Source organism: Serratia sp. NA_112.1 (assembly GCF_052691715.1).
Genome location: NZ_JBQZFO010000004.1, coordinates 100,547 through 122,411, shown reverse-complemented (window position 1 = coordinate 122,411; position 21,865 = coordinate 100,547). Strand labels below are relative to the sequence as shown.

The following is a 21,865-nucleotide window of genomic DNA, read 5'->3' as shown; positions in this document are numbered from 1 at the left end:
AACTCATGTTGCCTATCACTCCTAAATTAATACAAGTTAATTGTCTTTTGCGTAATCAAATGCTGATACAGACTCTTCACTATTCGCATATAAATAATCAGCCCACCACTGAACCATCAATCTACGCTCATCCAAGTGCTCAGAGGTATGGATGTAAGCAGCACGCACATTATTACGCTCAGAATGGCTTAGCTGACGTTCTATCGCGTCATCACTCCATAACCCGGACTCACCCAAAGCACCGCGTGCCATCGTCCTAAAACCGTGCCCATTTAGTATCGTATCCCATCGCACGCAGCGCATTATTCACCGTGTTTTCGCTCATGACTTTTTTGGGATCGTGGTCGCCGGGGAAAAGTCGCTCGTTATCACCACTTAGCTGTTTCAACCTCTCCAACAAGGGCAACGCCTGACGACTTAGCGGAACAATGTGCTCTTCTTTCATCTTCATCCCACGATGGGAATAACGTACACCTTCTATTTCTTTCCGCTTTGCAGGTATGCGCCAGCAAGCCTTATCAAAATCGAACTCATTCCAGCGAGCAAAACGCATCTCACTAGAACGTACAAAGGTAAGCAATGAAAGCTCTACAGCGATACGCGTCATCTGACGCCCACGGTAGGCACCAAGACGTGTAAGAAACTCTGGAAAACGGTGTGGAGGCAGAGCCGGATAATGTCGAGCCTTGGTTATCGTTAACGCTCCAGCCATATCAACGGCAGGGTTCGAATCGATATAATCGTTCTGGACAGCAAAACGCATGATAGCCGTAACACGCTGTTGTAGGCGCTGAGCAACATCGTGCTTGCCAGTGGCATCAACAACCTTGATCGGTGCTAAGAGATGGCTGGTTTTAAGACCACGAATATCAGCAGCGCCAATATACGGGAAAATATGCAGTTCCAGATAGCGGAGCACTCGCGAACGGTGATCCTCACTCCAGCGCTTGTTGCTGATATGCCATTCTCGGGCGATGGTTTCGAAAGTATATGCCCCTGCCGTTTCGGCCTGTGCTTCCTTCTGCTCGGCTTTTGGGTCTACTCCCTGCACCAGTAACCTTTTGGCCTCATCTCGTTTTCCACGAGCTTCGGCAAGGGTAACTGTCGGCCACACACCAAATGCTAAGCGATCTTCTTTTTTGTCATTAGGTCGTCGGTACTTCATGCGCCAGTATTTGGATCCCTTCGCGGTGATCTCAAGATACAAACCGCCACCATCGGCCATTTTGTAGGTTTTGTCTTTGGGCTTTGCGGTCTCGACTTGGCGGGCGTTGAGCTTCATTTTGGGGGCACATTTTCAATCGAAGTGTAGATGCCCCCAATTATGCCCCCACCGATACCCGGATTGCAACGGATGTGCTCGGACGGATTCAGACCAAAAAAAAAGCCTTTCGGCTTTAATTTTAGTAACTTACGGACTGTTACGGACGTTCTCGAACATACTAATGGTGCCGAAGGCCGGACTCGAACCGGCACGTATCTCTACGGTTGATTTTGAATCAACTGCGTCTACCGATTTCGCCACTTCGGCACTGCAAGTAGTATGCGGAAAACGGGTGCATTATACCTTTCAGCGATCCACGTGCAACACTTATCCGTGGTTCAATGAGTTAAGTGCTGAAAAAAGCGCCGATGGGCCATATTGAGCCATTATCTGCTACCGTCGCACAATCACTTCCCTTCAGTACCCTTGCACCCGCAGTTGTCACACACCACTCACAATCCCTTCCACTCGTAACATTATTTATCACAAGATTGTGTTCCTTCACCCTATCGCAAAGATAATAAATAACACATTGAAAAAATTCAATTTAAAAGCCTAAATGATGTCCTTTAACCATCATTGCATCTGTGACAACTATCGTTTATTTGTGAATTCAGATGGTTAAAAATTCAGCTCAATAACAAAAAATAACAACGCCTGTGCTGTGGTGCCCTGCCACTGTCAGCCCGGCAGAGGAGTACTGATGATCCCTTCCGAACGCCGTGATTTTATCTATCGCCACGTGCATGAATACCAACTGGCGGCTATCCCCGCGCTGGCCGAGCTGATGAGTGTCTCGCATATGACAGTGCGCCGGGATATCCGCGTGCTGGAGGAACAGGGCAAAGTGGTCAGCGTCAGTGGCGGTGTACGTCTGAGCGACACACTGCGCCAAGAACTGGCCTATAGCGAGAAGGCTCGGCTGCACCACCGTCACAAATGCGAGATAGGCAAATACGCAGCATCTCTGGTGGAAGATGGGCAGGTGGTGTATCTGGATGCCGGTACTACCACCTTCGAAATCGCCCGCAACCTGGCAGAGCGTTTCAACCTGACCATCGTCACCAACGATTTCTCCATCATCCAGCACCTGATGAATAAGCCGCAGCTGAACCTGTTTCACACCGGTGGTCAGGTCGACCAACGCAACTACTCTTGCGTCGGCAACAGCGCCGCCATGCTGCTGCACACGCTGAATATCGACATCGCCTTTATCAGCAGCAGCTCCTGGGATCTGGCACACGGCGTATCGACGCCGCACGAGGAAAAAGTGTTGGTCAAACAAGCGTTGCTGGAGGTTGCCCGCCGTCGGGTGCTGGTCTCCGATAGCAGCAAGTTCGGCAAATACGGCATGTTCCGCGTCTGCCCGCTGGAGGCACTCGACGATATCCTCTGCGATGCCGCGCTGCCGCCAGCCGTGCAGCAACAGCTCAGGGAACGTGGGCTACATCTACACAGCATCACCCTCTAATAACAGCTAACAACCACCCCCCCTACAGGGCAAAAGGATCACAACATGAAGATAATTATTACCGGCGGCGCGGGCTTTTTGGGCCAGCGGCTGGCCAAGGCGTTATTGCAAAACGAGAGTCCTCTTACCGTCAGTCAGTTGGTGCTGGCCGACATCCACCTGCCGCAAGCACCGGGCAATGACCCACGAGTGCGTTGCTTGGCGATCGATCTTACCGATCCGCAGGCAGCAAATAGCCTGATCGACAGCGGCTGTTCGGTGCTGTTTCACCTGGCGGCAATCGTCAGCAGCCACGCAGAGAATGATTTTGATCTCGGCATGCAGGTTAACTTCGATGCCACCCGCCACCTGCTGGAGGCTGCGCGCCAACATGCACCTGCGCTACGATTGATCTTCAGCAGTTCATTGGCGGTGTTCGGCGGTGAATTACCCCCAGTGGTAGATGATGGCTGTGCAGTCGCACCACAGTCCTCCTACGGCGCACAAAAGGCGATGTGTGAGCTACTGGTCAACGACTATACACGCAAGGGCTTTGTCGACGGCCGGGTGCTGCGCCTGCCGACCATCAGCGTGCGTCCGGGCAAACCGAATCAGGCCGCCTCGTCCTTCGCCAGCGGCATCATCCGCGAACCCCTGCAAGGGGAAATCGCCGTCTGTCCTGTCTCGCCGGAACTGCCACTGTGGCTCTCCAGCCCCGGGACGGTTGTGCGCAATCTCATCCACGCAGCTACCCTGCCCCTGAGCGCATTTGGCACAACTCACACCCTCAATCTACCCGGCATCAGCATCAAGGTGCAGCACATGTTAGATGCACTGCGCGAAGTGGCCGGTGAACAGGTCAGCGCCCGCGTTCGCTTTGAGAAAGACGAGCGCATCAACCGCATTGTCGCCGGTTGGCCCAGCAATTTTGATACGCAGCGCGCACTTGCTCTCGGCTTTAGCACCAATGAATCCTTCCAGCAGGTGATCCGTGCCTTTATCCGTAACGACATGTCGCAAGGAGAGGGTTGATTATGGCGCTCTATACTCCAATCATCGGGCTGGTGGTGGCCGTGTTTGTGCTGATTTTTCTGGTGCTACGTACCCGGGTGCATGCGCTGTTGGCGATGCTGATCGCCGCCTCTATCGCCGGTATCAGCGGCGGTCTGGGCGCGCTACAAACGGTAGAAGCCATCAGTAAAGGTTTCGGCTCTACGCTCGGCAGTATCGGCATTGTCATTGGTTTGGGGGTGATGATGGGCCGGGTGTTGGAAGTGTCCGGCGCCGCAGAGCAGATCGCCTACAGCTTTATCAAGTGGCTGGGCAAACGACGCGAGGAATGGGCGCTTGCCATCACCGGCTATATCGTCAGTATCCCGATCTTTGTCGACTCCGCTTTTGTGATCCTCTACCCGTTGGTGAAAGCGCTGGCAAAGAAAGGTAAACGTAACGTGCTGACGCTCGGTGTGGCATTGGCCGGGGGCTTAATCATCACTCACCATGCAGTGCCGCCAACGCCAGGTCCGCTCGGGGTAGCGGGCATTTTCGGGGTGGATATTGGGGCGATGATGCTGGCTGGGCTGGTGCTGGCGATCCCTTGCGTGATCGGCGTGGTGTTCTATGCCCGTTGGTTGGGTAAGCGCTACCCCGATTTTCAGCCGGCGGGGTTTGATGACGAACCGCAAGATTTACAGGCTGCGCACCAGCGTTATTTGGCGGAAAAAGAAGGTAAGCCGTTGCCGGGGCTGGGCTTATCGCTACTGCCGATTGTCGCGCCGATAGTACTGATTTTCATCAATGCGTTGAACAACATGCTGGCAAAAACCGACGGACTGAGCTGGCTGCCTGACAGCCTCTGGGGGCAAATGTTCGCCTTCCTCGGCGCGCCGATGATTGCACTGGCGATCAGCACACTGCTGGCGGTGTACACACTAATGCCGAAGGTTGACAAAAACACCACGCTGGAAAGGTTGGAGGAAGGGCTACAAACCGCAGGCATCATTCTGCTTGTGACCGGTGCCGGCGGTGCATTAGGGGCGGTGCTGCGCGAAAGCGGCGCAGGTACCCAGTTGGCCCAACACGTCGCTAATCTGCCGATCTCGCCGGTGCTGATCCCATTTGTGATCGCCACGCTGGTGCGGGTGATCCAGGGGTCTGGCACTGTAGCAATGATCACCGCCGCGTCCATCTCCGCCCCCATAATCAGCCAATTGCCAGGTATCAATATGCTGGCAGCCGCGCAGGCTGCCACACTGGGAGCGCTGTTCTTCAGTTATTTCAACGACAGCATGTTCTGGGTCGTTAACCGTATGATGGGGATCACCGATGTCCGTCAGCAGATGATGGTGTGGTCGGTACCTACCACGATTGCCTGGGCCATCAGCCTATGCGGCGTGGTGGTGCTGGACTGGGTGTTATAACCGCCAGAAACAGCAAGGGCGCAGTCATCGCTGGCTGCACCCTTCTCAATCAACGCTCTCGTTCCGCTACTTGCGTTTTAGCAGCATATACACACTGATCAACAAGAACAGTATGCTTGGCAGCAACGCGCCCAGTACCGGCGGCATGTTGTACACCAAACTCAACGGGCCGAATATCTGGTCCAATACATAGAACAGGAAGCCGAAGCTGATACCGGTCACCACGCGTACGCCCATCGGTACGCTGCGCAGCGGCCCGAAGATGAACGACAGTGCCATCAGCATCATCACCGCAACGGAAAGCGGCGAGAATACCTTGCTCCACATGTTCAGCTGATAGCGATTGGCTTCCTGGCCGCTCTGTTTCAGGTACTTCACATAGTTGTGCAAGCCACTGATGGAGAGTGAGGTTGGGTCCAGCGCGACCACACCCAGCTTGTCCGGGGTCAGGTTGGTTTTCCATTCGCCTGTCAGGGTTTGGGTGCCGGTGACCTGCTTTTCGTTGCTCAGGTCAGAGGTATCCACCTGCGAAAGCTTCCATACGCCGTCTTCAAAACTGGCGCTGGCGGCATAACGCACCGTCTCCAGCCTGCGCTGGTCGTTGAAGTGGTAGATATTCACGCCGGAAAGCTCTTTCTCGCCCGCAACACGTTCGATGTAGATAAAGTCAGTACCGTCTTTCGCCCACAGGCCGTTCTTGGTGGAAAGCAGCGAGCCGCCGTACATCTGCTGTGCACGGTAGTTGCGCGCCATCTGGTCGCCCTGCGGTGCTACCCACTCGCCAATCGCCATGGTCAACAGCACCAGCGGAATGGCGGTTTTCATCACCGATCCGGCGATCTGCATGCGGGTAAAACCAGACGCCTGCATCACCACCAGTTCACTGCGTGTCGCCAGTTGCCCCAGCCCGAGCAGTGCGCCCAGCAAGGCCGCCATCGGGAAGAAGATCTCGATGTCCTTCGGCACGCTCAGCAGGGTAAACATCCCGGCGCCCAGTGCCGTATAGTCACCCTGGCCCACTTTGCGCAACTGGTCGACGAACTTGATGATGCCGGAAAGCGACACCAGCATGAACAACGTCATGATGATGGTGTTGAAAATCGTCTTACCGATATATCGGTCTAAAACACCAAACATCAGGCCGCTCCTCTCAGGCGTGCGCGCAGCTTACGCATCGGCACGGTATCCCACAGGTTCAGCGCCAGCGCGAGCGCAAAGTACAGGGCGTTGACCAGCCAAAGCCACAGCATCGGGTCCAACTTGCCTTTACCGGCGTTAGAACGCAGCGAGGTCTGCAGCAGGAAGAATATCAAATACAGCAGGATAGCCGGCAGCATGCTCAGCACGCGGCCCTGTCGTGGGTTCACCACGCTGAGCGGCACGACCAGCAAGGCCATCAGTACCACAGACACAACCAGCGTCAGGCGCCAGTGGAACTCGGCAAGTGCGTCCGGATCGTCAGACTCCAGCAGCGTCTTCATCGACATCTGCTCGGCCTGATTACCGTCCACGGCGACCGCCCGGTGGCCGACCACCGCCTTGTAGTCGTTGAAGTCGGTAATACGGAAGTCACGCAGCATCGCAGTGCCTTCAAAGCGAGTGCCTTTATCCAGCGTCACCACCTGCGATCCATCCTTCAATTGGTTGATCTGGCCGTGTTCGGCCACCACCACGGATGGGCGTTGGTTGCCGTTCGGCCGCAGTTGCGCCAGAAACACATTGTTGAAGGTGCTGCCCTTAACGTTGCCGATAAACAGCACCGCGTTGCCGTCTTGCGAGGTCTTGAACTGCCCTTCTGCCAGCCCGGCAATGCTTGGGTTGGCTTTGGCCTCGGAAACCACCACGTCCTGATAGCGCGAGGCCCAGGGCCCGACCCAGAACACGTTGGCCGCCGCAATAACGGAGGTGAAAAGTGCCAATACCATGGCCGCGATGATCAGGGTGCGTTTACCCAGCCCGCAGGCATGCATCACGGTGATTTCGCTGTCGGTATACAGCCGCCCAAGCGTCATCAATAAGCCGAGAAACAGGCTTAACGGCAGGATTAGCTGCGCCATCTTCGGCACACCCAATGCGAGCAAAGAAAGAACTAAATTTGTCGGGACATCGCCGTCCACCGCATCACCTAACACCCTGACTAAGTTCTGACAAAAGAAGATCAGAAGCAGGATGAACAGGATAGCGATTTGGCTCTTTAGCGTTTCCCGTACCAGATATCTTATGATGATCACGCTTATTACGCCTGTGAAAACTTGTCTTTTTGCAGGAAAATCGATAGTTTCATCGCTAATCCGCCATTTATTCTCATCATATGGCAACAGACACAGCTAAAATAGTATTACAACATCTAGCATTTGGGTGTCCTATAGGAACTTGCTTATAGTCGCCAAAACAGAGCAATTTACGCCGTTCAGGTTAACATAGTTAGTTAACTCGATGGCCGGAGATCGTTACGGAGTGCGTCATTCTAGCCGTAGCGTCCGCCTTTGTCTTTAAGATTCAGGAGAGTGCATGGAGTTCAGTGTAAAAAGCGGTAGCCCGGAAAAACAGCGCAGTGCCTGTATTGTAGTCGGCGTTTTCGAACCGCGCCGCTTGTCCCCTATCGCAGAACAACTCGACAAAATCAGTGATGGTTATATCAGCGCTTTGCTGCGCCGTGGCGAACTGGAAGGTAAAGTCGGGCAGACGTTACTGCTGCACCATGTACCTAACATTCTCTCCGAACGCATCCTGTTAATTGGCTGTGGCAAAGAGCGCGAGCTCGATGAACGCCAATACAAACAGGTGATTCAAAAAACCATCAATACCCTTAACGATACCGGCTCCATGGAAGCGGTCTGCTTCCTGACTGAGCTGCACGTGAAAGGCCGTAACACTTACTGGAAGGTGCGTCAGGCGGTAGAAACCGCTAAAGAAACGCTTTACACCTTCGATCAGCTGAAAAGCAACAAAGTGGAGCCGCGTCGTCCACTGCGTAAAATGGTGTTCAACGTGCCGACCCGTCGTGAACTCACCAGCGGTGAACGTGCGATCCAGCACGGTCTGGCGGTGTCTTCAGGCATTAAAGCCGCGAAAGATCTCGGCAATATGCCGCCGAACATCTGTAACGCCGGTTATCTGGCTTCGCAGGCTCGTCAACTGGCGGACGCTTTCAGCACCAACATCACCACCCGCGTCATCGGCGAACAACAGATGAAAGAGTTGGGGATGAACGCCTATCTGGCGGTTGGTGCAGGTTCGCGCAACGAGTCATTGATGTCGGTGATGGAATATAAGGGCAATCCGAACCCAGATGCTAAGCCGATCGTGCTCGTGGGTAAAGGGTTGACCTTCGATGCTGGCGGCATCTCGATCAAACCTGCCGATGGCATGGACGAGATGAAGTACGACATGTGTGGTGCAGCCACCGTGTACGGCGTGATGCGTGTGGTGGCAGAACTCAACCTGCCGCTGAACGTGATCGGCGTGCTGGCCGGTTGTGAAAACATGCCGGGCGGCAGCGCTTATCGTCCGGGCGACGTGCTGACCACCATGTCCGGTCAGACCGTCGAGGTGCTGAACACCGACGCCGAAGGCCGCCTGGTGCTATGCGACACCCTGACCTACGTCGAGCGTTTCGATCCAGAGCTGGTGATTGACGTTGCCACCCTGACCGGTGCCTGCGTGATCGCGTTGGGCCACCACATCACGGGCCTGATGTCGAACCACAACCCGCTGGCGCACGAACTGATCGGCGCGTCCGAACAGGCCGGCGACCGCGCGTGGCGCTTGCCGATGTCCGACGAGTACTACGAGCAGCTGGACTCCAACTTTGCCGATATGGCGAACATTGGTGGCCGTCCAGGTGGTGCTATCACCGCAGCCTGCTTCCTGTCGCGCTTTACCCGCAAGTACAGTTGGGCGCACCTGGACATCGCCGGCACCGCCTGGCGTTCCGGCAAGGCCAAAGGGGCCACCGGTCGCCCGGTCGCGCTGCTGGCGCAGTTCCTGTTGAACCGTGCAGGCCTGAACGGCGACGATTAAATCTGAGCGGTAATTCAGGTATAATCCCTCAAGGGTACAGCATGCTGTACCCTTGTATTTTTAGTAATGGTGCGCAATTTTATAAACCCGATAGCTTTCGAGTTGCAGCAAGGCGGCAACCGAGAGAATCCCCAGGAGCTTACACCGGTAAGTGACTGGGGTGAGGGAGGGCAGCCAACACAGCTGCAGCTTGAAAGATGAAGGGGTTATATGAAGCAGGCAACGTTCTATCTTATCGAACACGCGGAACCGGCAGGTGCGCTCAGCGCGCATGAGGCCGTGGCCTGCGCCGTTGCTGCCAACGGCTTCCGTTCCGGCAAACGGGTGTTGATCGCCTGCGAAAGCCAGGAACAGGCCCAACGGCTGGACGAAGCGCTATGGCAGCGCGATCCGCACCAGTTCGTGCCACACAACCTGGCCGGTGAAGGCCCGCATTATGGCGCCCCGGTTGAACTGTGCTGGCCCGGCAAACGCGGCAACGCCCCGCGTGACCTGCTGATTGCCCTGCTGCCGCAGTTTGCAGATTTTGCTACTGCTTTCCATGAAGTGGTAGACTTCGTCCCATACGAAGACACCTTAAAACAGTTGGCGCGCGACCGATATAAAGCTTATCGCAGCGTCGGCTTCCATCTGACCACGGCCACGCCGCCAACTCACTGAACAACGATATAAAATGGAAAAGACAAACAGTCACCTCGATACCGCCTACGACCCGAAAGAGATCGAACAGAAGCTGTACGATCACTGGGAAAACCAGGGTTACTTCAAGCCAAATGGTGATACCAGCCAGGAAAGCTTCTGCATCATGATCCCGCCGCCGAACGTCACCGGCAGCCTGCACATGGGCCACGCCTTCCAGCAGACCATCATGGACACCATGATCCGTTACCAGCGCATGCAGGGCAAAAACACCCTGTGGCAAGCCGGTACCGATCATGCTGGTATCGCCACCCAGATGGTGGTTGAGCGCAAGATCGCCGCAGAAGAAAACAAAACCCGCCATGACTATGGCCGCGATGCGTTCATCGACAAAATCTGGCAGTGGAAGGCAGAATCCGGCGGCACCATCACCCGTCAGATGCGCCGTCTGGGCAACTCCGTGGACTGGGAGCGCGAGCGCTTCACCATGGATGAAGGCCTGTCCAACGCGGTACGCGAAGTGTTTGTTCGTCTGCACAAAGAAGATCTGATCTACCGTGGCAAGCGTCTGGTGAACTGGGATCCGAAACTACGCACCGCCATCTCCGATCTGGAAGTGGAAAACCGCGAATCCAAAGGCTCCATGTGGCACCTGCGCTATCCGCTGGCCGACGGTGCCAAAACCGCCGAGGGCAAAGATTACCTGGTGGTCGCCACCACCCGTCCGGAAACCGTGCTCGGTGATACCGGCGTAGCGGTAAACCCGGAAGACCCGCGCTACAAAGATTTGATCGGCAAAGAAGTTATTCTGCCGCTGGTTGGCCGCCGTATCCGCATCGTCGGTGATGAACACGCCGATATGGAAAAAGGCACCGGCTGCGTGAAAATCACCCCGGCGCACGACTTTAACGACTACGAAGTCGGTAAACGTCACGGCCTGACGATGATCAACATCCTGACTTTCGACGGCGATATCCGTCAGGAAGCGGAAGTGTTCAACACCCTGGGCGAAATCTGCACCGACTACTGCAACGAGATCCCGGCCCAGTTCCGTGGTCTGGAGCGCTTCGCGGCGCGTAAAGCGGTCGTCGCCGCCTTTGAAGAATTGGGCCTGCTGGAAGAAATCAAGCCACACGACCTGACGGTGCCTTACGGTGACCGCGGCGGCGTGGTGATCGAACCTATGCTGACCGACCAATGGTACGTGCGTACCGCTCCGCTGGCGAAAGTCGCGGTGGAAGCGGTTGAGCAAGGCGAGATCCAGTTCGTGCCGAAGCAGTACGAAAACATGTACTTCAGCTGGATGCGCGACATTCAGGACTGGTGTATCTCGCGTCAGCTGTGGTGGGGTCACCGTATCCCGGCCTGGTACGACGTGAACGGCAAAGTCTATGTTGGCCGCAGCGAAGAAGAAGTGCGTAGCGAGAATAACCTGGGCCCTGACGTGGTGCTGAACCAGGACGAAGACGTGCTGGACACTTGGTTCTCTTCCGGCCTGTGGACCTTCTCCACCCTGGGCTGGCCAGAGCAAACCGACGCGCTGAAAACCTTCCACCCGACCAGCGTGATGGTCAGCGGCTTCGACATCATCTTCTTCTGGATTGCGCGCATGATCATGCTGACCATGCACTTTATGAAAGATGAAAACGGTAAGCCACAGGTTCCGTTCAAGACTGTCTACATGACCGGCCTGATCCGCGATGACGAAGGGCAGAAAATGTCCAAGTCGAAGGGTAACGTGATCGACCCGCTGGACATGGTTGACGGCATCTCGCTGGAAGACCTGCTGGAAAAACGCACCGGCAACATGATGCAGCCACAGCTGGCGGAAAAAATCCGCAAGCGCACCGAAAAGCAGTTCCCGAACGGTATCGAACCGCACGGTACCGACGCTCTGCGCTTCACCCTGGCGGCGCTGGCTTCTACCGGCCGCGACATTAACTGGGACATGAAGCGTCTGGAAGGCTACCGCAACTTCTGTAACAAGCTGTGGAACGCCAGCCGCTTTGTGTTGATGAACGCAGAAGGCCAGGACTGTGGCTTTAACGGCGGCGAGAAAGTGCTGTCGCTGGCGGACCGCTGGATCCTGGCTGAATTCAACCGTACGGTGAAGGCATACCGCGAAGCGCTGGACACCTACCGCTTCGATCTGGCGGCCAACATTCTGTACGAGTTCACCTGGAACCAGTTCTGTGACTGGTATCTGGAGCTGACCAAGCCGGTCGTGACTAACGGCAGCGAAGCGGAACAGCGCGGCACCCGCCATACGCTGATCACCGTGCTGGAAGCCCTGCTGCGCCTGGCGCACCCGGTGATCCCGTTCATTACCGAAACCATCTGGCAGCGCGTGAAAACCCTGACCGGCGAAACCGCAGACACTATCATGCTGCAGCCGTTCCCAGAGTACGACGCCGCGCTGGAAGATACGCAAGCGCTGAACGATCTCGAGTGGATCAAGCAGGCGATCACCGCGGTGCGTAACATTCGTGCCGAGATGAACATCGCCCCGAGCAAACTGCTGGAAGTGCTGCTGCGCAACTGCAATGCAGACGCAGAGCGCCGCGTGCAGGAGAACCAGAGCTTTATTCAGCGTCTGGCACGTCTGGAGTCGATCACCCTGCTGCCTACCGGTGACAAAGGCCCGTTATCTGTCACCAAACTGGTGGACGGTGCCGAGCTGCTGATCCCTATGGCCGGCTTTATCGATAAGGACGCCGAGATCGCGCGTCTGTCGAAAGAGATGAGCAAGCTGGATGCAGAAATCGCTTCGATCGAAGGCAAGTTGTCTAACGAAGGCTTTGTGGCGCGTGCGCCAGAAGCCGTAGTCGCCAAAGAGCGCGAACGTCTGACTGCCTGCAAAGAAGGCAAAGTGAAGCTGCAGGAACAGCAGGCAACCATCGCCGCGCTGTAATCTGTCGGTTCACTGCAACAGCTGAAAACAGCGGGGATTTCCCCGCTGTTTTAGGTTGCTGACAAAGCAGGAAAAAGCGTGGTTTTTCCTGCTTTGTGGTGAGCAGCCGAAAATCAATAAATTGATTTTCCTGATTTTTATTTATCGGCCTCTACTCGCTCTGGGTAGGAATGAGGTTTGTCATAAGTCTGAAACAGCGGGGATTTCCCCGCTGTTTTTTTATCGCCGTTGCATCTGGCCCGCTTAAGATGTTATTACAAAGGCTACCCTATAGCTTTCAAGTTGCAGCTAGGTGAGCGAGTGCAGGTAACAACGCTGCAACTTGAAAGATGACGGGTATATTAATGCTGCATGGACGCCGCCGGGATAAAACTCCGGCGCGTTTTTGTCTGCAACAAAAATGAAATTTCGGAACCACTAAGGTTCTTTTTATGGCGAGTGTAAACATGACAACAGCAACCCCAGTACGTCTTCTGGTGCGCCCAATAACGGCTGACGATAATGCCGCTATTGCCAATGTCATTCGCGAAGTCTCTGCCGAACACGGTTTGACGGCGGACAAAGGCTATACCGTTTCCGACCCCAATCTGGACGTCTTGTATCAGCTCTACAGCCTGCCTCGCAGCGCTTATTGGGTGATAGAAGTCGACGGCCAGATTGCCGGGGGTGGCGGTGTTGCGCCGCTGCAGGGCGGTGACGTGGATATTTGCGAATTGCAGAAAATGTATTTCCTGCCAATTTTACGTGGCCAGGGCTTGGCAAAACGCCTGGCGCTGCAGGCACTGGAGTTCGCCCGTCAACAGGGTTTCCGCTGTTGTTATTTAGAAACCACCGCCAGTCTGACCCAGGCTATCGGCCTGTATGAGCATTTGGGCTTTGAGCATATCGACCAGCCGATGGGCACCACCGGCCACGTCGACTGCGAAGTCACCATGCTGAAGACACTGTAATCTTGCTACTGCGCCCGCGGTAATAACGGGCGCAGCATGCAGCGCCCCTACTGGGATCGCACCCTCTCCGTCACCCCGCCCTTGATAGCCAACTCAATCTGGCTCAGCACCAGGCTGGTCAGGTAGGATACGGCAATTAACAATAGTAGGATCAGCAGCGTATAGCGTGGCGCAAAGATCAGCTTCTGGGTAAAGTAATAGCAATAGAAGCTGTGGGTCAGCCACATGTACATCGAATGCCTACCCAACTCGCCCACCACCCGGTTCACCCAACTGCCCAGGCCATCTGCCGTATTCATCAGCGCAATAATAAACAGCGGCGTCACCAGCAGCAGCCCAGGATTATGGGCGACGATAAATACCGCCACCGTCACCATCAGCAAGATCAGCGGATGGGTACGGCTCAGGGCCGCAATCAGTTTCACCAGCCACGAGCTCGGCGCCATTTTCTGGCTACGGCCAAACACCATACCGAAGCCAAACGGCAGCAACCAGGTGCAATATTCGATCAACACCTCGGGTGCCCAGTCAACATACTGCAGCCCCTTGCCGCACAGCGCCGCCAGAAACAGCAGCCCCAGCAACGGGCCAATATTCAGCCGCGATAACAACGGCAAAGAAAGCACATACAACACGTAGAGTTTAAAGAACCACCACTCGCTGTTATAAGTGGATTTTATGCCCATCAGGTTTTCGAAAAACAGCGACGGCGACAGAGAATATCTTTCGCCCGGAAAGAAAATGATGCCAATTGGCACAAAGATAAACAGCACTATCCAATAGCTGATATATAAGTTCTTCAGCTTGCCCCAGATATATTTAAACGTAACTTCTTTTTTTAGCGAGAACCCGTAGCCGGATAAAAACAGGAACATCGACACGCAAATCTTGCCGAACAGGCCAACAAACATCTCAATATCGACACTGTTAACAATATGATAAATCGGGATATCCGGGCTAATACGGCTTGGGTAGGCAAACAGGTGGTGGATTAACATCAGAATGATGGCAATCCCTTTTAAATAATTAGATTTATTAATCGAAATTTCCATATTTCTTAATATCTTATCCGATAATAGATTGGGGCATCATATAGCAGCATTTTTGCTCTGACACTCTCTTTCCTGCTCGGATAAGTCTCATAATTAATATTCCTTTAAGAAACAATGCGCCCTTTGTTTATATCACGCATTTTTTCCCTTCAGCCTGTACCCGCAGAAAAATGACAACAAAAAATTAACATGATTACGTTATTTTTTATCCATAAAAATCATTAACATGATAGAAAATAAAAATATTTTTTGTGATATTTATTAACAAATTAATGATTACAAATTGACCTGCCGCCCGCTTGCGCTACTCTGCCAACATCGGCTCATGCCGCAATCGCACAGGGAGCAGTCATGTCGGAAAACGCTTTTGATTACATCATTGTCGGTGCCGGTTCTGCCGGCTGTGTACTGGCGGCGCAGTTGATCCGCCGCACCCAGGCGCGGGTACTGCTGCTGGAAGCCGGCGGCGACGACAATAACCTGTTCATCAAGATGCCGGCCGGCGTGGCGAAGATCATCGCCAAAAAAAGCTGGCCGTATGAAACCGAGCCGGAGCCGCATGCCAATAATCGCCGCATGCAGATAGCCCAGGGCAAGGTGTTGGGCGGCAGCAGCTCGGTCAACGGCATGATCTATATTCGCGGCCAGCGACAGGATTACGACGAGTGGGCCGAACGCTATGGCTGCGTCGGCTGGGGCTATCAGGACGTACTGCCCTACTTCAAACGCGCCGAGGCCAACGAAAGCCTGTCGGATAGCTATCATGGTGGCGAGGGGTTGCTGCCGGTCAGCGAGAACCGCTACCGTCACCCGCTCAGCATGGCGTTCATCCGCGCCGGTCAGGAGCTTGATCTGCCCTATCGCAACGATTTCAACGGCGACAGCCAGCACGGCGTCGGTTTCTACCAAACCACCACCCACAACGGCGAACGCGCCAGCACCGCACGCACTTATCTGAAAGCCGTACGAAATGAACAACGGCTGGTGGTGAAACTGAATGCGCTGGTACACCGGGTGGTATTCGACAACAACGTCGCTACTGGCGTGGTGTATAGCCAAAGCGGCGGTGCCGAGGTCACGGCCCATGCAGCCCAGGAAGTGATCCTCAGCGCCGGCGCGGTAGGATCGCCGAAAATCCTGATGCTGTCCGGCATCGGGCCACGCGAACACCTGCAACAGTTGGGTATCGAACCGCTGGCAGATCTGCCGGTCGGCAAGAACTTTCACGATCACCTACATATGTCGATCAACGTCAGTACCCACGAGCCGATCAGTTTGTACGGTGCCGATCGCGGCCTGCAGGCGCTACGCCACGGCAGCCAATGGCTGGCGTTTCGCAGCGGCGTATTGAGCTCCAACGTGCTGGAAGGGGCCGCCTTCACCGACAGCCTGGGCGACGGCCGGCCGGACGTGCAGATCCACTTCCTGCCGATGCTCGACAGCTGGGACGAGGTGCCCGGTGAACCGCTGCCCAATATCCACGGCTTCACGCTCAAGGTTGGCTATCTGCAACCCAAGGCGCGCGGTGAAGTGCTGCTCCGCAGCCGCGATCCCAAAAATCCGGTGAAGCTGCACGCCAACTATCTGGGTCATCCGGAAGATCTGGCCGGCAGCGTACGCGCGGTGAAGTTCGGCCTGCGTTTTCTACAAACCGCCGCCCTCAAACCGCTCATCAAAGATCTGCTGATGCCACAGCCGGAGTGGCTGAATGACGAAGCGCAACTGGAGGAGTTCGTGCGTAACTTCTGCAAAACGGTGTATCACCCGGTGGGCAGTTGCCGCATGGGCCAATCCCCGCAGGACTCGGTGACGGATTTACAACTACGGGTACACGGATTTGAACGGTTGCGGGTGATCGACTGCTCGGTGATGCCACAGGTGCCCAGTGGCAATACCAATGCGCCGACCATCATGCTGGCGGAAAAAGCGGTGGATTTGCTGCTGGGCGCGCCGGAATAAAATTATCCACAGGCGCACGGCAATCAGGCGATGGCAGGCACGCCGCTGTGGAAGCGGAATTCGCTGTCCGGGGTTTGGATCAGCGCCGCTTCTATGCGGCCAAAGTGGGCCACCCGCTCGCTGATATCGCCACCGGCTATCTGTTCGGCCAATGTCAGGTAGTCCTGGTAATGACGCGCCTCGGAGCGCAGCAACGAAACGTAAAAGCGGTTTAGTTCGTCGTCCAGGTGCGGTGCCAGGCGGGCGAAACGTTCGCAGGAACGTGCTTCGATATAAGCGCCGCAAATCAGTTTATCAATCAGCGTGGCTGGATCGTGGGTGCGGATCTCACGGATCATACCTTTGGCATAGCGACTGGCAGTGATTTTCTTATACGGGATCTGCCGTGCCAGCATGATCTCCAGCACCTGCGAAAAATGATGCAGTTCTTCTTTGATCAGCAGCACCATTCTGTCCGCCAGATCCTGGCCGTAGGCCGAGCCATTTTTTGGCAGGATCTTGCGGGTGAAATTGTTCTGCTGGAACAGCGCTTCCGGCAGGCCCTGCGCTTCATGCAAAAATGCCTCGTAGGGCCTGAGTAACGCCAGCAGCGCGTCACCGCTCTCCTTGTCAGCCACGTAGCGGCGGATCAGCCACATGCCGGTCTGTGCGGCTTTTAGCTCGCAAACCATATGGTCAGTCAGCAACAGCGGCAGGTTTTCCGGGCGGCGCGCAGCGTCAATCCAGGCGTCTGGGGTTTCACAGTGCAGGAAGTTTAAAATCGGGGCTAGCAGGGATTGGTATTTCATGTGTTCTTATCAGGGGCCAACGGATGTTGGCCCACAGAGTTAATTAATGGCGTTTACCGTCGTCGTCTTCGTCGATGAAGTCACCTTCTTCTTCATCATCGTCACCTTCTTCACCGTTCGGATCTTCGAAGTAGGTGCCCCAGCCGTCGTAGTTAACGCCGCAACGTGCCGCCAGCGCCACCAGTTGCTCGACCTGAGCGTCGATCACTTCGGCGTTCAGACCCACTTCGCTGATCACGTCACAACACATCACCAGGCTACCGTCTTCCACTTCCAGCTCTTCGGCGTCAGTCACTTCAAAGCCTAACTTGAAGGCTTCGACAGCGGCTTTCTCCAGCACTTCAAACTTTTCGGCAGAGAGATGGTGTTCGATGGTGTAGAGCGCCTCTGGATCGCTGCCGTCTTCCAGCAGTTCTTCGATGATCAGGCGGGTCTCTTCACGTTGTTCGTCTAGCTGTTCGCTGTTTGCCATGCCTATATCCTCAAGTCAAATGGCCTGTATTGCGCCTATTTTCACATACCGTCGGCATTGCTTCCACGATAAACGTGAAAGATTTCCACTGCGGGGTTGAATTTGAATATTCATACATATAAAGTGAATTTAAATTCAATTTGAGAGGTAAGGATATACGCCTATGAGTAGCATAAACCCGTTCTACAAACGTCACTTCCTGAGGTTAATGGATTTCACCCCGGCACAACTGCAGGCGCTGCTGAAACTGTCGGCCGATTTGAAGCAGGCCAAGAAGCAAGGCAAGGAAGTACGCCACCTGCAGGGCAAAAACATCGCGCTCATCTTCGAAAAAGACTCGACCCGTACCCGATGCTCTTTCGAAGTTGCCGCTTTCGATCAGGGTGCTCAGGTCACCTATCTCGGCCCGAGCGGTAGCCAGATTGGCCACAAGGAATCGATGAAAGACACCGCCCGCGTGCTGGGCCGGATGTATGACGGTATTCAGTACCGCGGTTACGGCCAGCATCTGGTGGAAACCCTGGCCCAGCATGCCGGCGTGCCGGTGTGGAACGGGCTGACCAATGAGTTCCACCCAACCCAATTGCTGGCTGACTTGCTCACGGTGCAGGAACAACTGCCGGGCAAGCCGCTGAGCGAGGTGAAGTTCGCCTACCTCGGCGATACCCGCAACAATATGGGCAACACTCTGCTGGAAGCCGCCGCACTGGCGGGGATGGATTTGCGTCTGGTGGCTCCGAAGGCCTGCTGGCCGCAGCCGGAGCTGGTGGCAGAGTGTCAGGCATTAGCCAAACAGACCGGGGCCAAGATCACCCTGACCGAGGATATTGCCGAAGGGGTGAATGACGCGGACTTCCTGTACACCGACGTATGGGTGTCGATGGGCGAACCGAAAGAAACCTGGCAGGAGCGGATCGCGCTGCTGAAACCCTATCAGGTCAATATGGCGATGGTGAAACTGACAGGTAACCCGAACGTCAAATTCCTGCATTGCCTGCCGGCATTTCACGACGACCAAACCACCCTCGGCAAACAGATGGCGGAACAATACGGACTGCACGGCGGCATGGAAGTTACCGATGAAGTGTTCGAGTCCGCGCACAGCGTGGTGTTCGATCAGGCGGAAAACCGTCTGCACACCATCAAGGCGGTGATGGTCGCCACCCTGAGCGAAACATTTTAATCTGCATTGCCGGGGCGCAGTGATCCAGCACGCTGCGTCCCCCCGCCTTTTCCGTCTAATATATTTTAAGCATATCAAAGAGCCGATTGGCCTTTGTCAGCCGCCGACAAAGACTCTACCGTGGCATTCTGGCGGCGAAAACGCCGTTTATCACCATCGCCCAGGCGTTGCAGGCCAGCTTTGCCGAGGGCGGTGTGAAACTGGAACTGCTGCCGGCCACCGGTAGTCAGGTCTATTCACGGGTGCGCGCCCGCCAGCATCAGGCCGCTATCCGTTTGTGGATCCCGGACTATTTCGACGCCCACTCCAATGCCAGCGCCTTCGCCTATAACGACGGCAAGACCAGCACGGTCGCAGGCCTCAACGGCTGGCAGATCCCACAGTTGAACCAGCAAACGCTGGCGGCGGTGGCCGAAGCCGATCCCGCCAAGCGCACCGCGCTGTACACTACCATGCAGCAAGAACTGCAACGCAACTCGCCGTATGTGTTTATCAGTCAGGCAAAAACCGAAGTGGTGCTGCGCGATAACGTCAAAAGCTATCAACAGGGTCTGAATGCCGACATGGTCTATTACGATCGCATCAGCAAATAAGGAGCAGCAAAGGAAGCGTCTTTAAGCGCGGGGATATGAAGAGGCGGCCAATGCCGCCTTAGGTTGCTGACAAAGCAGGAAAAAGCGTGGTTTTTCCTGCTTTGTGGTGAGCAGCCGAAAATCAATAAATTGATTTTCCTGATTTTTATTTATCGGCCTCTACTCGCTCTGGGCAAGAATGAGGTTTGTCATCAGTCTGAGGCGGCCAATGCCGCCTCTTCTTGCAATGCAACAAACAATGAAACCATCACAAGTCATGACAGTTTCATTACCCACTAGCGGGCAATGCGTGCAGCGTTATAGCAGGTGAGATCCACTTCAACTTTGCAATCCACCACTAAATCGGCCACCGCGCAGATACGCGCCGGGGGATGCGCGGAAAAAAACTCACGGAACACTTTATTGAATGACTGGAAGTAACGGGCATCGGTCAGAATGACCTTAACGTGCACCACGTCCTCCAGGCCATATCCCGCTTCCTGCATAATATCCAGGCAGTTTTGGATCGCCAGGCGCGATTGCTCGATAATGCCGCCCTCCACCACTTCACCGTCTTTCATCGGTGTCTGGCCGGAGATATACAGCCAACCACCAGCTTCTACCGCTCTGGAAAAGGGCAGGTGTTGCCCCCCCGTGCCGGTGCCACCATCAATACCGTATCTTTTGATTGTCATACCTTGCTCCTGTCGATTTATTTGCCCTGGCGGCACAAAAACCGCCCGGCGCGCAGGCCGGTCACGGCCTGATGTTGATAACTTAGTACGCCGTTCACCCACACCGCGTCAATCCCGGCGGCCGGTTGTTGGGGCTGGCTGAACGTCGCGCTGTCTTTCACTTTCAACGCATCGAACAATACCAGATCGGCGTAGTACCCCATTTTGATCAGCCCACGCTGCGGCAGTTGATAGCGCGCTGCGGACATGCCACTCATTTTGTGTACCGCCACGGTCAGGGGGAACAGTCCTTCGTCACGGCTGTAATGACCCAGCACGCGCGGGAAGGCTCCCCACAGGCGCGGATGCGGCATCGGATCGTTCGGCAGGCCATCCGACCCCACCATCGTCAACGGATAACTCAACACCCGGCGTACATCCTGCTCGTCCATATTGTAATAAATCGCCCCCGCTGGCATCAGCCGCCTGCCGGCCTCATGCAGGCTCATTGACCAGGCCCCGGCGATGTCCCGCAAGGATTGCCCCGCCATCTCCGGGTGCGTTTCAGACCAGGTGATGACGATATCGAACTCATCGGTGATCTGTTTTAAATCCAGTGTCGATGAACTGGCGGAATAAGGGTAACAGTCGCAGGACACGTCCTGCGTCTGGCGCACCTTGTCGAACAGCTTGAGCGTTTCCTGCGTGCGGCCCCAGTTTTTGGCCCCGGCGCATTTATGATGCGAAATCACTACCGGCACCCGGCCGTGGCGGCCAATGCGGAAGGCCTCATCCATCGCCTCGAGGATAGGTTCAAACTCCGAGCGCAAATGGGTGGTGTAAATTCCCTGCTCACCCGCCAGCTCTTCCGCCAGTGCCATCACCTCTTGCGTGGGGGCAGAGAACGCCGAGGCATAGGCCAGGCCGGTGCTCAACCCCAACGCACCCTGTTGCAATGCCATGCGTAACTGCTCACGCATGGCGCCGATTTCCTCGGCATTAGCCGGGCGAAACAGGTCGTCCATCTGGTTACTGCGCAGCGTGGTGTGCCCGATCAGCGTCGCCACATTCACCGCCGGTGTGACGGCCTCGACCTGCTGACGATAATCGGCAATCGTTGGGTAAACGAAATGCTCTTTTTCCCCCAGCAGGTTCATCGGGTCGGGCACGCTGGTTTTAATCACCGCCCCGGCGGCGCTGATGCCGCAGTTGCCGACAATCACCGTTGTCACCCCCTGGGATATCTTCGGCAGCATCTCGGGCATGCGGATCACGTTGGTGTCGTCGTGAGTATGTACGTCGATAAATCCTGGCGACAATACCCGTTCGCGCCCCTCTATCACCACCTCGGCGTCAGCCTCGATGACAGGCGCAATCGCCGCGATGCGGTCGTCTTTGACCGCAACATCCGCCCGATACTGTGGCCCGCCGCTGCCGTCGATCACCGTGACATTTTTAAACAGATACTGATACCGCATGAATCATCATCCTTCCGTTAGGGTCTGTGG

The 21,865-nt window shown here is 55.4% G+C and carries 16 protein-coding genes, 1 tRNA gene and 2 pseudogenes; 10 read left to right on the top strand and 9 right to left on the bottom strand.

What is annotated here, in order from left to right:
• Positions 1–36: 36 nt before the first annotated feature.
• Together ACUTQ5_RS10705 and ACUTQ5_RS10700 are read right to left on the bottom strand one after the other, a co-directional pair.
• Positions 37–1,282 (bottom strand): annotated as a pseudogene (locus ACUTQ5_RS10705) (tyrosine-type recombinase/integrase).
• 164 nt (positions 1,283–1,446) lie between these two features.
• A tRNA-Leu gene (locus ACUTQ5_RS10700) sits at positions 1,447–1,531 on the bottom strand.
• A 436-nt stretch (positions 1,532–1,967) separates the two neighbouring features.
• Between ACUTQ5_RS10700 and ACUTQ5_RS10695 the strand changes: the two genes are divergently transcribed.
• The 3 genes from ACUTQ5_RS10695 to ACUTQ5_RS10685 are packed head-to-tail and all read left to right on the top strand — an operon-like array spanning position 1,968 to position 5,134.
• Positions 1,968–2,735, top strand: a complete 768-nt coding sequence (locus tag ACUTQ5_RS10695) for a DeoR/GlpR family DNA-binding transcription regulator (protein ID WP_445651228.1) — start codon at positions 1,968–1,970, stop codon at positions 2,733–2,735.
• Positions 2,736–2,780: 45 nt separating this feature from the next.
• Entirely contained in the window at positions 2,781–3,746 is a 966-nt protein-coding gene (gene denD / locus ACUTQ5_RS10690; protein WP_445651227.1) for a D-erythronate dehydrogenase, read from the top strand.
• On the top strand, positions 3,746–5,134 hold the full coding sequence (locus ACUTQ5_RS10685) for a GntP family permease (RefSeq protein WP_445651467.1): 1,389 nt from the start codon (positions 3,746–3,748) through the stop codon (positions 5,132–5,134). Before denD ends, ACUTQ5_RS10685 begins: the two co-directional genes overlap by 1 nt.
• Before the next feature lie 66 nt (positions 5,135–5,200).
• On the opposite strand, the gene lptG is transcribed toward ACUTQ5_RS10685, so the two are convergent.
• The gene (lptG, locus tag ACUTQ5_RS10680; RefSeq protein WP_445651226.1) at positions 5,201–6,271 is read right to left on the bottom strand and encodes an LPS export ABC transporter permease LptG; all 1,071 of its coding nucleotides are present in this window, start codon (positions 6,269–6,271) and stop codon (positions 5,201–5,203) included.
• Positions 6,271–7,365, bottom strand: coding sequence for an LPS export ABC transporter permease LptF (lptF, locus tag ACUTQ5_RS10675; protein ID WP_445651225.1), 1,095 nt, complete (start codon positions 7,363–7,365; stop codon positions 6,271–6,273). Before lptF ends, lptG begins: the two co-directional genes overlap by 1 nt.
• A gap of 280 nt (positions 7,366–7,645) precedes the next feature.
• On the opposite strand from lptF, the gene pepA reads away from it, so the two are divergent.
• The 4 genes from pepA (at position 7,646) to ACUTQ5_RS10655 (ending at position 13,657) form a co-directional block, all read left to right on the top strand.
• The gene (gene pepA, locus ACUTQ5_RS10670) at positions 7,646–9,157 is read left to right on the top strand and encodes a leucyl aminopeptidase (protein WP_445651224.1); all 1,512 of its coding nucleotides are present in this window, start codon (positions 7,646–7,648) and stop codon (positions 9,155–9,157) included.
• Between the two features lie 210 nt (positions 9,158–9,367).
• A complete protein-coding gene (locus ACUTQ5_RS10665; protein ID WP_445651223.1) occupies positions 9,368–9,817 on the top strand; it encodes a DNA polymerase III subunit chi in 450 nt (149 codons plus the stop codon).
• Between the two features lie 13 nt (positions 9,818–9,830).
• The gene (locus tag ACUTQ5_RS10660) at positions 9,831–12,707 is read left to right on the top strand and encodes a valine--tRNA ligase (protein WP_445651222.1); all 2,877 of its coding nucleotides are present in this window, start codon (positions 9,831–9,833) and stop codon (positions 12,705–12,707) included.
• Positions 12,708–13,153: 446 nt separating this feature from the next.
• Positions 13,154–13,657, top strand: coding sequence for a GNAT family N-acetyltransferase (locus tag ACUTQ5_RS10655; RefSeq protein ID WP_445651221.1), 504 nt, complete (start codon positions 13,154–13,156; stop codon positions 13,655–13,657).
• A 47-nt stretch (positions 13,658–13,704) separates the two neighbouring features.
• Here the strand turns inward: ACUTQ5_RS10655 and ACUTQ5_RS10650 are convergent, their stop codons facing one another.
• Positions 13,705–14,709: an acyltransferase family protein gene (locus ACUTQ5_RS10650; protein WP_445651220.1), complete on the bottom strand. Its 1,005-nt coding sequence runs from the start codon at positions 14,707–14,709 to the stop codon at positions 13,705–13,707.
• Between the two features lie 351 nt (positions 14,710–15,060).
• Between ACUTQ5_RS10650 and ACUTQ5_RS10645 the strand changes: the two genes are divergently transcribed.
• On the top strand, positions 15,061–16,668 hold the full coding sequence (locus ACUTQ5_RS10645; RefSeq protein ID WP_445651219.1) for a GMC family oxidoreductase: 1,608 nt from the start codon (positions 15,061–15,063) through the stop codon (positions 16,666–16,668).
• 23 nt (positions 16,669–16,691) lie between these two features.
• On the opposite strand, the gene miaE is transcribed toward ACUTQ5_RS10645, so the two are convergent.
• Both miaE and rraB read right to left on the bottom strand, forming a co-directional pair.
• Entirely contained in the window at positions 16,692–17,456 is a 765-nt protein-coding gene (miaE, locus tag ACUTQ5_RS10640; protein WP_445651218.1) for a tRNA isopentenyl-2-thiomethyl-A-37 hydroxylase MiaE, read from the bottom strand.
• Between the two features lie 43 nt (positions 17,457–17,499).
• Positions 17,500–17,928: a ribonuclease E inhibitor RraB gene (gene rraB, locus ACUTQ5_RS10635; RefSeq protein ID WP_135314920.1), complete on the bottom strand. Its 429-nt coding sequence runs from the start codon at positions 17,926–17,928 to the stop codon at positions 17,500–17,502.
• Between the two features lie 163 nt (positions 17,929–18,091).
• On the opposite strand from rraB, the gene argF reads away from it, so the two are divergent.
• Complete coding sequence (gene argF / locus ACUTQ5_RS10630) at positions 18,092–19,111, top strand: ornithine carbamoyltransferase (protein WP_445651217.1); 1,020 nt, start codon at positions 18,092–18,094, stop codon at positions 19,109–19,111.
• Between the two features lie 137 nt (positions 19,112–19,248).
• Positions 19,249–19,704, top strand: a pseudogene (locus ACUTQ5_RS10625) (ABC transporter substrate-binding protein); the annotation flags it as partial.
• Between the two features lie 275 nt (positions 19,705–19,979).
• On the opposite strand, the gene ACUTQ5_RS10620 reads toward ACUTQ5_RS10625, so the two are convergent.
• Together ACUTQ5_RS10620 and ACUTQ5_RS10615 are read right to left on the bottom strand one after the other, a co-directional pair.
• Positions 19,980–20,378: a RidA family protein gene (locus tag ACUTQ5_RS10620; RefSeq protein WP_445651216.1), complete on the bottom strand. Its 399-nt coding sequence runs from the start codon at positions 20,376–20,378 to the stop codon at positions 19,980–19,982.
• A 17-nt stretch (positions 20,379–20,395) separates the two neighbouring features.
• A complete protein-coding gene (locus ACUTQ5_RS10615; RefSeq protein ID WP_445651215.1) occupies positions 20,396–21,835 on the bottom strand; it encodes an N-acyl-D-amino-acid deacylase family protein in 1,440 nt (479 codons plus the stop codon).
• Positions 21,836–21,865 lie beyond the last annotated feature (30 nt).